This window comes from Haloarchaeobius sp. FL176, from assembly GCF_024609245.1.
GTDB lineage: Archaea > Halobacteriota > Halobacteria > Halobacteriales > Natrialbaceae > Haloarchaeobius.
On the sequence record NZ_JANJYH010000004.1, the window covers coordinates 405,910 to 417,247 of the forward strand.

Sequence of the window (11,338 nt, forward strand, 5' to 3'; positions counted from 1 at the left end):
CAGCGATGGAACGCTCGTGGCAGTGTCGGCGATACCGGGCTCGACGGCGGGAGCTTTTTCGCCTAGCCCCGGATAGGGGAACGCGATGGAACTGTCGGCGATACCGGGCGTCGGCGCGAAGACGGCCGACGCGCTGGCCGAACTCGACGACCCCGAGGCGGCGTTGCGGGCGGGCGACGTGGCGACGCTCTCGCGCGCACCGGGCGTTTCCGAGGGGCGAGCCGCACGCATCGCGCGGGCGGCCATCCGGACCGAACACGACGACCCCGGTGGCTTCCTCGCGACCGACCGCGCCCGGGAGGTGTACCGGGCGATGCTCGGCGAGCTCAAGGCCCGGACCGTGACGGACTACGGGGCCAAGCGGATGGAGACGTTCTACCCGAGCGCGGCACAGTCACGGATCGACGAGGTGCGAGAGTTCACCGAGCGCGCGATGGACCGGGACGTGAGCGACGACGTGCTCGACGCGCTGGCGGGGGTCGAACCGCTCACGGACCCGCGGGACGTGTCGGTTCGGGACCGCTGTCTGGCGACGACCGACGGGGAGACGTACGCGACTGCACGGGAGGCGATTCCCGAACTGCCGGTCGAGGTCGTCGACGACGCGCGGGGCCTGGCGGACCTCGCGCGGGGGTACTCGACGGTCATCGCGCTGGACGAGACGTTCGCCGGTGTCGAGGTCGAGGGGGACGTGCGGGTCGAACCGAACGCGCTGTCGAACCCCGTGGAGGTCGTCCCGGAGCGTGCGCTTTCCTTCTTCGCGACGAACCGGGACCGCATCCGGGCGGCCATCGCGGTCCATCGCGCGGCCGACCTCGACGCACCGTGTGACCTCGACGCGCTCGAGGACGCGCTCTCGGGGCTGACCGGAGACGGCGGCATCGCGGGCGACGCGGAGGTCGACCGGCTCGCGACCGCGCTCGACGACCTCGACGCCGCGGTCGGGATGGCCGAGAACGTCGCCAACGACCGGCTGCGGGAGGCAATCGAGGAGCGCGACGTGACCATCGAGGGCGCGGACCTGCTCTCGCTGGTCGAGCGCGGTGCTGGCGTGGACTCGCTGCTCTCGCGCGAACTCGCCGACGAGTACGCCGACGCGGTCGACGCCGCGCGGGACCACCTCGTCGAGAATCTCGACCTCGACACGGGCGAGGCCGAGGTCGCGCGACGGGCGTTCGGCGACGAGCCGACGTACCCCGTGGACCACGACGAGACCGTCGTCTCCCGGCTCCGCGAGGACCTCACCGCGGCGAAGGAGCGACGCGAGACACGGCTGAAGCGGGAGCTGGCCGACGAACTCGCGGACCGCCGGCCGGACGCCGAAGCGCTCGTGGGGGCCGCACTCGAACTCGACGTGGCGCTCGCCGTCGCGCGGTTCGCCGACGACTACGACTGCACGCTGCCGACGTTCGAGGGCGAGGGCGTCGCCATCGAGGGCGGGCGCTCGCTCCTGCTCGACGTGCCCCACGACGAGGTCGACCCGGTCGACTACGGCATCGAGAGCGTGGCGCTGCTCTCGGGTGTCAACTCGGGTGGGAAGACGTCGACGCTTGACCTCGTTGCGAGCGTGGTCGTCCTCGCGCAGATGGGGCTGCCCGTTCCGGCGGAGTCGGTGCGGCTCCAGCGGTTCTCGTCGCTGCACTACCACGCGAAGACCCAGGGAACACTCGACGCGGGCGCGTTCGAGTCCACGGTCCGGGAGTTCGCCGACGTGGCCGACGGCGGCGCGGACTCGCTGGTTCTCGTCGACGAGCTGGAGTCCATCACGGAGCCGGGGGCGTCGGCGAAGATCATCGCTGGCATCCTCGAGGCGCTCGACGAGAACGGCGCGTCGGCGGTGTTCGTCTCCCACCTCGCGGGCGAGATACGCGAGACGGCGAACTTCGAGGTGACAGTGGACGGTATCGAGGCGGTCGGGCTGGTCGACGGCGAGCTCGTCGTGAACCGGTCGCCAGTGAAGGACCACCTCGCGCGCTCGACGCCTGAGCTCATCGTCGAGAAGCTCGCCGGTGAGTCCGACGCCACGTTCTACGACCGGCTGCTGGAGAAGTTCGAGTGAGGCCGCGGCCGGGGGTCGGGCGTGTCGGCCGATTTCGAGCGTCTGACGCGAGTCTGCCGAAGGACTAAGTACTCAGCGTAGCGTGGTGAAAGTGATGGCAGAGGACCCTCCAGACGAGGGAATGCTGGGCTGGGACGAGTCCGTCTTCCGCAACGAGCGGGTGTTCGAGATCGACTACGTCCCCGAGACGTTCAAACACCGCGAGACACAGACGCAGAGCCTGCAGTACGTCCTTCGTCCCGCCGTCAGGGGGTCCCGTCCCCTCAACGCCGTCGTCCGCGGGCCGCCCGGCACCGGGAAGACGACCGCCGTCCAGAAGCTGTTCTCGGAGCTCCAGGCGGAGACCAGCGACGTGCGCACCGTCCGCGTGAACTGTCAGATGAACGCGACGCGCTACTCGGTGTTCTCCCGGCTGTTCGAGGGGATGTTCGACTACGAGCCGCCCGCCTCGGGCATCTCATTCAAGAAGCTGTTCTCGCAGGTGACCGAACGGCTCGTCGACGAGGACGAGGTGCTCGTCGTCGCGCTCGACGACGTGAACTACCTGTTCTACGAGAGCGAGGCCTCCGACACGCTGTACTCGCTGCTCCGGGCCCACGAGGAGCACTCCGGCGCGCGTATCGGCGTCATCGTCGTCTCCTCGGACCCGAACCTGAACGTGATGGACGAGCTCGACTCCCGCGTGCAGTCCGTCTTCCGGCCCGAGGACATCTACTTCCCGCCGTATGACGAGGGCGAGATCGTCGAGATCCTCCGCGAGCGCGTCAAACGCGGCTTCCAGGACGACGTGATTCCGGCACCGATCCTCGACCTCGTCGCCGATTTCACCGCCGACACCGGCGACCTGCGCGTCGGCATCGACCTGCTCCGGCGGGCCGGCCTTCACGCCGAGATGCGCGCCGCCCGAACTGTCGAGGAGCAGGACGTGAAAGCCGCCTACGAGAAGTCGAAGTACGTCCACCTCCGGCGCTCGCTGGAGGGGCTGAGCGAGTCCGAGCTCGCGCTCGTCGAGGTCATCGCCGAGTACGAGGGCGAACGCGCCGGCGAGGTGTACGAGCGGTTCCACGAGCGGACCGGCCTCGGCTACACGCGATACTCCGAGATAGTCAACAAGCTCGACGACCTCGGCATCGTCGAGACCGAGTACGCCGAGGTCGAGGGTCGCGGCCGGTCGCGGGAGCTGACGCTTGAGTACGACCGCGAGGCTGTGTTGGACCGATTGTAACTTCTGTCCCCCGGTGGTTCTGGTTCGTTCGCATGCTCGATAGCCGGTGCTCTCCGCCACTCCCCGTCCAACCGGTGGCGCGCGGCCCGCGAGCGTGCCGAGCGGTGCGCGGTTCGGAGCGAGCGCTAGCGAGTGAGACGCGATGCGAACGTGGAGCGTGCGACCCGTGAGCGCAAGCGAGGCCGGCGTGCAGACACCCGTGCGAGGGACGCGAAGCGCAGGGAGCTTGCGACCGAGCATCGCAGTCGGCTGGGGAGGTTCGAGGTGCGGTGCGGTCGGGTGGGGCTTTCTGGTTGTTCGTGGTGTCAGTAATCTCCACGAGGGACCGATGTTTCCGGCTGTCCACGGAACGAGGAAGTTCCCGAGACGACCACCACACACGGCTTCGCACGCTGACCGAAGGCTTTTGCCCGACTAACAGAAACGTCAGGGTATGGCATCCGAATCCCGCCATCGTGGTATCGCACCGGAGCAGGCTGGCGACACCCCGGGGTTCGGCTTTTTTGCGCCGGCGTGAGCGTGGCGGACTCGGTGATGGGCACCACGACGACCCGCAGCCGACGAAATCGCGCGCTCCTCCGGAATAGCTAACTGCAAGACGCGAGCATCCACCACCAATGCAACTACCAGGGACACAGGTTTCGGTACTCGAAGCCGCGAGCGCCACCGACGCGAGGTCGGTGACGGCGCTGGCCGACGAGCTCGGGGCAAAGCCCGAGACGGTCGTCGGCGCGGTGTTCGAGCTCGAGAATCGTTGCCTCCTCACGGTCGAGGAGCGAACCGAGAAACGAGTCGCGCTCACCGACGAGGGTGAGACGTACGTCGAGTCCGGGCTGCCGGAGGTACGACTCTACCGGGCGGCCGTCGAGGCCGGCGCCACCGACGACGCGATATCGATGGGCCAGGCCATCGGCGCGTCCGGGCTGGAGGGCGACGCGGTCGACATCGCGCTGGCGAACTACGCCCGGAAGGGCTACGGCAGCATCGAGTCGGGCGAGCTGACCGCGGACCCGGATGCGGACCCCGACGCGGACGGGGAGGCGACGGTGCTGACCGCGCTGGCGGACGGGCCCGTTGACGCCGAGGACATCGAGGAGTCGGTGCTCGACCAGCTCGTGAGCCGTGACCTCGTCACCGTCTCGGAGTCGACCGAGCGACTGGTCACGCTGACCGACGAGGGCGTGACGGCACTGATGGAGGGCGTCGAGGAGAGCGAGACGGTCGGCCAGCTCACCCCCGAACTGCTGACCAGCGGCGACTGGCAGGATGTCGAGTTCACCGAGTACAACGTCGAGGCCGACGCGGAGACGCGCTACGGCGGCAAGAAGCACATCCTGCGACAGACGGCCGACCGCGTGAAGGACGTGCTGGTCGGGATGGGCTTTCAGGAGATGGAGGGCCCGCACGCCGACGCGGAGTTCTGGATCAACGACTGCCTGTTCATGCCTCAGGACCACCCGGCCCGGACCCACTGGGACCAGTTCGCACTGGACGTGCCGCCGATGCAGGACCTCCCCGCGGAGCTCGTCGACCGGGTCGAGGACGCCCACAGAAACGGTGTCGGCGAGGACGGCGACGGCTACCACTCGCCGTGGACCGAGGAGGTGGCTCGCGGCGTCGACCTGCGCGGGCACACCACCTCGCTGTCGATGCGCTACCTCTCCGGGCTGGCCGAGGGGGAGCTGGAACCGCCACAGCGGTACTTCAGCGTGGAGAAGGTGTACCGGAACGACACGCTCGACGCGACCCACCTGCTGGAGTTCTTCCAGATCGAGGGCTGGGTGATGGCCGAGGACCTCTCCGTGCGTGACCTGATGGGGACGTTCACGGAGTTCTACGAGCAGTTCGGCATCACCGACCTGCAGTTCAAGCCCCACTACAACCCGTACACGGAGCCGAGCTTCGAGCTGTTCGGCGAGCACCCCGAGACAGGCGAGATCGTCGAGATAGGGAACTCGGGTATCTTCCGCGAGGAGGTGCTCCGCCCGCTCGGCGTCGACTGCGACGTGATGGCCTGGGGGCTCGCGCTGGAGCGGCTGCTGATGCTCACCCACGGCTTCGAGGACATCCGCGACGTGCACGGGACGCTCGTCGACCTTGATTTCCTGCGGACCGAGGAGGTGGTGCACTGATGCCCGTCGTCGACGTCGACCCCGACGCGCTGCGCCGGTTCACCGGCCACGACGAGAAAGACGACGCGGAGCTCAAAGAGGACCTGTTCGGCCTCGGGCTGGAGTTCGAGGGCGAGACGGAGGACGGCGAGTTCCAGCTCGAGTTCGCACCGGACCGGCTCGACCGGCTCTCGGTCGAGGGCGTCGCGCGTAGCCTGCGCTACCAGTACGGCGACGACCGCGGCGTCTACGTGCCGAACACGAACGACCCCGACTGGACCATCGAGGTCGATCCGTCCGTGCCCGACGAGCGACCGTTCGTCACCGGCGCGGTCATCCGGGACGTGAACCTCGACGAAGCCGCGCTCGACTCGCTCATCCAGCTGCAGGAGAAGCTCCACGCGACGATGGGCCGGAAGCGTGTCAAGGGCGCCATTGGCATCCACGACCTGACGATGCTCAAGGGCCGGCTCGCCAGCGAGGAGGCCGGCAACAGCATCCAGTACGTCGGTGTCGAGCCCGACGAGGACCGGTTCGTCCCGCTCGACAGCGACCGCGAACTCACCCCGGGCGAGGTGCTCACCGAGCACCAGACTGGCAAGGAGTACGCCGATATCGTCGCCGACTACGAGCGCTACCCCGCCATCTACGACGACATCGGGTTGTTCTCGTTCCCGCCGGTCATCAACGGCCGCCGGACCGAGGTCGACACCGACTCGCGGGACCTGTTCGTCGAGATGACCGGAACGGACCAGTGGACCATCGACAAGATGCTGAACATCGTCTGCTACGCGCTCGACGCCCGCGGGGCGACCGTCGAGGAGGTCACCGTCGACTACCCCGACGACCCCGTCTACGCCGACGAGAGCGTCGAGCGCGTCGACCCCGGCGTCGACGTCGTCCGCCCCGACCTCTCGACCAGCGAGAAGCACGTCACCCACGACCGCATCGAGGGGCTGCTCGGCGTCAACTTCGACCCCGACGAGGTCGTCGACCTGCTCGAACGGGCGGGACTCGACGCCGCAACCGAAGAGACCGACGACGGCGCGCTCGGGTACCGGGTGGCCGTCCCGCCGTACCGCGTCGACGTGCTCCATCCCCTCGACATCGTCGACGACGTGGGCCGTGCGTACGGCTTCAACGAGCTGGACCCCCAGTACCCCGAAGTCGGGACGGTCGGCGGCCGGCACGACCGCTCGACCCTCGAGGACGCCGTGCGCGAGCAGCTCGTGGGACTGGGCTTCACCGACCTGCTCAACTTCCACATGACCAACGAGGCGGAGAACTACGAGCGGATGCGTGTCAACCCCGACGAGGACGACTGCCTCGGCGCGGGCGAGCCCGTCACCATCACCGAGCCATACAGCGAGGACTACACCATGGTCCGGACGTGGGCGCTCCCGTCGCTCGCGATGGTGCTCGAGAACAACACCCACCGCTCGTACCCCCAGGACATCGCCGAGGTCGGCTTCGCCGCCGAGTACGATGCCAGCGAGGACAGCTACGTCGCCGAGCGCCAGACGGTCGCCGGCGCCCTCGCCCGCCACGACGCCTCCTACGAGGACGCGAAGGCCGTCCTGCAGTCACTTGCGCGTGACTTCGACGTCGAACTGGAGACGCCGCGAACCGAGCACCCGTCGTTCATCGACGGGCGCACCGCGAGCGTCGTGATGGACGGCGAGGCCGTGGGCGTCGTCGGTGAACTCCACCCCGCCGTGCTCGTCGAGCACGACCTGGAGCTGCCCGTCGTGGCGTTCGAGTTCGGCCTTGAGGCGCTGAAGTAGGGTTTCGACGCTGGTCTTCCGGCTTCGTCCGTTGTTCGTTGTTCCTCGAGAGGAGTACTGGTGACGAGAACAGTCAGAAAGTCTCGAGCTTCTCGACTCCCGCGTCTCGTGACCGCTCCTCGTGCCTGCGGTCCTCAGGTGGTCGGGGCTCATCGAGAACCTCGCTCCTTTCAGCCCTCCCCTCGCGACCGCACCTTACGCCTCCCCAGCGTCCTGCGCTTCTCGCTCCGCTGTCGTTCGAAAATCGAGGATTTTCGTGATGTCGCCAGAACGCGGGGCGTTCTGGCTGCTAACCGGAATCCGGAGGATCCCGGTGATGACGAGAGAGCTTTGCTCTCTCGAACCACGATGCTCGTCTCTCGCACGTGCCTGACTCGCGCACCTCGCTGTCGCTCGGCACGTTCGGCAGCCTGAGAGCTTCGCTCTCACTGGCCATCGGAACCGCGGTGCGATTCCGAGACAGCCGCGCGGCAGTCGGTTGGTTCAGAATCGCCGACAGGTAGCTCAGAGGTCCGCGCCCACCGCATCCTCGACCGAGTCGAAGCCGTCGCGTTCGAGCAGGTCGAGCAGCCCCTCGTTGATGTCGCGCGCCAGACCGGGTCCCTCGTAGACGAGCGCGGTGTAGAGCTGAACGAGGGAGGCCCCGGCGCGGATCTTCCGGTAGGCGTCCTCGGCGGAGCCGACGCCACCGACGCCGACGACGGGGACGTCCACGCGCTCGGCGACGAAACGGACCATCTCCGTGGCGCGGTCCTCGATGGGGGCACCGGAGAGGCCGCCCGTCTCGTCCGCGTCCGGGTGCGTGAGCGACTCCGGGCGCTCGGTCGTGGTGTTCGCGGCGACGACGCCGTCGAGCCCCAGCTCGTCGACGAGGTCGAGCGCGGTCTCGACGGCTGGTTCGGGGAGGTCCGGCGAGAGTTTGACCAGGAGCGGCTCCGCGCCCGCGTCGACGAGTCCGCCGAGGATAGCCGCCATCTCGTCACGGTTCTGGAGGTCGCGGAAGCCCTCCGAGTTCGGGCAAGATACGTTGACGACACAGAAGTCGGCGGCGTCGCCCACGCGTTCGTAGGTGTAGCGGTAGTCTGCGGGTGCCTCCTCGGTCGGGGTGTGTTCGGACTTGGCGAGGTTCACCCCAACCGGGATGTCGGGGAGGTCGGACTCGTGGAGCCGCCGGCCCACGCGGTCCGCGCCCTGATTGTTCAGCCCCATGCGGTTGATGATCGCGCGGTCGCTCGGCAGGCGGAACATGCGTGGCCGGGAGTTACCGGGCTGGGCCTCCGCGGTGACGCCCCCGACCTCGACGTGGCCGAAGCCCAGCGCGGCCACCGCGCGTGGTACCTCCGCGTTCTTGTCGAAGCCCGCGGCGACGCCGACTGGGTTCGGGAACGACTGGCCGAACGCGTCGACGGTGAGTCTGTCGTCGGTGACGGTGTATCGACGTGCGAGGAGCCGTTCGACCGGCGTCCCCTGGACGGCCGCCAGGCCACTGTGGACGGTCTCGTGGGCGGTCTCGGCGTCAAGACGGAACAGGAGTGGTCTCGCGACGTCGTACGCGTCCATGTGGCACAAAGCGGCACGGCTGCGGGTAAATCTCTCGAAACAGCCGTCGAGGATGGTACGGCGTTAGAACTCGTGTTCGACTTCGTCTTGGTCTGCCTTCTGGATGATTATCTTGTCCTCGCGCACGCGGACGAACACTTCGTCGCCGATATCCATGCCTGCGACTGCGAGCTCGTCCTCGTGGAGGTTGATGTGGACGTTGTGGTACTCGCCGTTCTCGTCTTTGGCGCCACTCGGACTCAACTTCTTTTTCCGTACCATCGAGGTAGTCTATCTCGTGTGTTCGCCATAGGATATACTTAAGTGTTTTCTACGCGTTGGCGGCAGAGAGCACCGCGGGCGAGAGTTTCCGCAGCATGAAACCGCGGGAAATCGGGGTTTCGACCGACGGAATCCACCCTGCTACCGGGCGCTGCTTATAAACACATCGTCGCCGTCTCCCGTTTTTGGGGATATATTTATGGTGGGGCGTGCGCTCAATGAGCATGGAGGGACAATCATGGTACGTGAAGATGGTAAGCGAAACTTTGCGCTGCGCGAGGACAGTGGCGAGGAGAGCGTCTTCTCAGGCAACACCCCACGACAGGCTGCACTGAAAGCGGCCCGTCGTCTCGACCCCGCGTCGAGCGAGGATGCAGCTGATCGAACCGAGATTCGGCTCCGCGAGAAAGGAACCGACAAGGTCCACATCTACGATGGCTGGGCCTGGAACGAGACGGCTCCGGACGACAAACCGGACTGGATGCCCGAGGAGATCACGGAAGCGAACGTCTCGAAGCAGGGCATCGAGCACCTCGAGGACTGAGTCACTCCTTCATCGCTCGCACGTGCGTTCGCACGTGCGCACTAACCCACTTTATCCTGCCTCGTGAGCGGGTCGCCTGCGGGCTCGAAAGGGGTTTGTGAGCGGAACGTCGAGTGACGAGTGCGCGGTACTATCCCGACCAGACCGGACGCACACGCGAGGGATGACCGGTCGGCCTCCGCCCGCGCGACATTTTCGGTGTAGCACTCTCTCCTAGCTGCGGGTCACGTGTTCGGCACGAGAATCCGACTCACGTCATGCGATTCACACGCCGCCGACGGTTCGACGGCCTTAAGTGTATCATCCCTCTTCGATAGAATGCAAACAACGTGGCGCGACGCGCCACTCCCTCTGGCCGCAATCCGGCTCGGAGGCAGGAACTCTCCGGTGCTCTCCGGGCGACGGTTCGACTCGGTTCGAAGGCCTTATGTACTACTCGAGGCCTCCGATACTAATGCAACCGCCCGCCGACATCGCCGTCGGCGTTGGCACGAACCGACGCCCTTATACGTAACAGGGCATTGGGATACGAACGCGAAAGACGATGCGATTTGGGGCACGTTCAACTCGTGCCTCAGTCACGGACCGGCGTTCGAGGGGCCACCCTCGGAGAACGACTCCGATGGGTTTAAGAGGTCTTCTCGACAACGTTCAGGTCCGTAAGGAAATGAGGATTCCACCCCTGCGGTCCGCCGTACACGATGGAATCTGATGTTAGCCTTGGTAGTTCGGTGACGCTCGATCGGCTACGCCGATTGGCTCACCGGACTCGGACCACGCAATGTGATATGGATGCACCGTTCACACGGTGCACCCGCCAAGCCCCCCGAGCTTACGCTCGGGAGCATTCCGGTTGATCCTGCCGGAGGTCATTGCTATTGGAGTTCGATTTAGCCATGCTAGTCGCACGAGTTCAGACTCGTGGCAGATAGCTCAGTAACACGTGGCCAAACTACCCTATGGAGAACGATAACCTCGGGAAACTGAGGCTAATAGTTCATACGGCTCTCTCCCTGGAAATGGGTTGAGCCCGAAACGCTACGGCGCCATAGGATGTGGCTGCGGCCGATTAGGTAGACGGTGGGGTAACGGCCCACCGTGCCAATAATCGGTACGGGTTGTGAGAGCAAGAGCCCGGAGACGGAATCTGAGACAAGATTCCGGGCCCTACGGGGCGCAGCAGGCGCGAAAACTTTACACTGCACGACAGTGCGATAAGGGAACTCCAAGTGCGAGGGCATAGAGCCCTCGCTTTTCTGAACCCTAGGGTGGTTCAGGAACAAGAGCTGGGCAAGACCGGTGCCAGCCGCCGCGGTAACACCGGCAGCTCGAGTGATGACCGATATTATTGGGCCTAAAGCGTCCGTAGCTGGCCGAGAGGGTCCGTCGGGAAATCTGCTCGCTCAACGAGCAGGCGTCCGGCGGAAACCAATCGGCTTGGGACCGGAAGACCTGAGGGGTACGTCTGGGGTAGGAGTGAAATCCCGTAATCCTGGACGGACCACCGGTGGCGAAAGCGCCTCAGGAAGACGGATCCGACAGTGAGGGACGAAAGCTGGGGTCACGAACCGGATTAGATACCCGGGTAGTCCCAGCTGTAAACGATGCTCACTAGGTGTGGCACTGGCTACGAGCCAGTGCTGTGCCGTAGGGAAGCCGTGAAGTGAGCCGCCTGGGAAGTACGTCCGCAAGGATGAAACTTAAAGGAATTGGCGGGGGAGCACTACAACCGGAGGAGCCTGCGGTTTAATTGGACTCAACGCCGGACATCTCACCAGCTCCGACAGTATGCAG

The 11,338-nt window shown here is 66.2% G+C and carries 7 protein-coding genes and 1 rRNA gene; 6 read left to right on the forward strand and 2 right to left on the reverse strand.

All coding sequences use genetic code 11. The features are described from left to right. The first annotated feature begins 85 nt into the window (after nt 1-85). From NO978_RS10495 to pheT, 4 genes are all read left to right on the forward strand, one after another. Nucleotides 86-2,059, forward strand: a complete 1,974-nt coding sequence (locus NO978_RS10495) for a helix-hairpin-helix domain-containing protein (protein WP_257299537.1) — start codon at nt 86-88, stop codon at nt 2,057-2,059. Nucleotides 2,060-2,153: 94 nt separating this feature from the next. Next, nucleotides 2,154-3,284, forward strand: a complete 1,131-nt coding sequence (locus NO978_RS10500; protein ID WP_257299538.1) for an ORC1-type DNA replication protein — start codon at nt 2,154-2,156, stop codon at nt 3,282-3,284. Nucleotides 3,285-3,901: 617 nt separating this feature from the next. Next, nucleotides 3,902-5,416, forward strand: coding sequence for a phenylalanine--tRNA ligase subunit alpha (locus NO978_RS10505; RefSeq protein ID WP_257299539.1), 1,515 nt, complete (start codon nt 3,902-3,904; stop codon nt 5,414-5,416). Continuing rightward, nucleotides 5,416-7,179, forward strand: coding sequence for a phenylalanine--tRNA ligase subunit beta (pheT, locus tag NO978_RS10510; protein WP_257299540.1), 1,764 nt, complete (start codon nt 5,416-5,418; stop codon nt 7,177-7,179). Before NO978_RS10505 ends, pheT begins: the two co-directional genes overlap by 1 nt. Nucleotides 7,180-7,683: 504 nt before the next feature. Here pheT and NO978_RS10515 read toward each other — a convergent pair. Continuing rightward, nucleotides 7,684-8,739, reverse strand: a complete 1,056-nt coding sequence (locus NO978_RS10515; protein WP_257299541.1) for a quinone-dependent dihydroorotate dehydrogenase — start codon at nt 8,737-8,739, stop codon at nt 7,684-7,686. A gap of 63 nt (nt 8,740-8,802) precedes the next feature. Then, nucleotides 8,803-9,000 (reverse strand): hypothetical protein, encoded by a 198-nt coding sequence (locus NO978_RS10520; protein ID WP_089730978.1) that lies wholly within the window; start codon nt 8,998-9,000, stop codon nt 8,803-8,805. A 238-nt stretch (nt 9,001-9,238) separates the two neighbouring features. On the opposite strand from NO978_RS10520, the gene NO978_RS10525 reads away from it, so the two are divergent. Both NO978_RS10525 and NO978_RS10530 read left to right on the forward strand, forming a co-directional pair. Further along, entirely contained in the window at nt 9,239-9,544 is a 306-nt protein-coding gene (locus tag NO978_RS10525) for a non-histone chromosomal MC1 family protein (RefSeq protein WP_257299542.1), read from the forward strand. A gap of 846 nt (nt 9,545-10,390) precedes the next feature. Further along, a 16S ribosomal RNA gene (locus tag NO978_RS10530) occupies nt 10,391-11,338 on the forward strand; the annotation flags it as partial.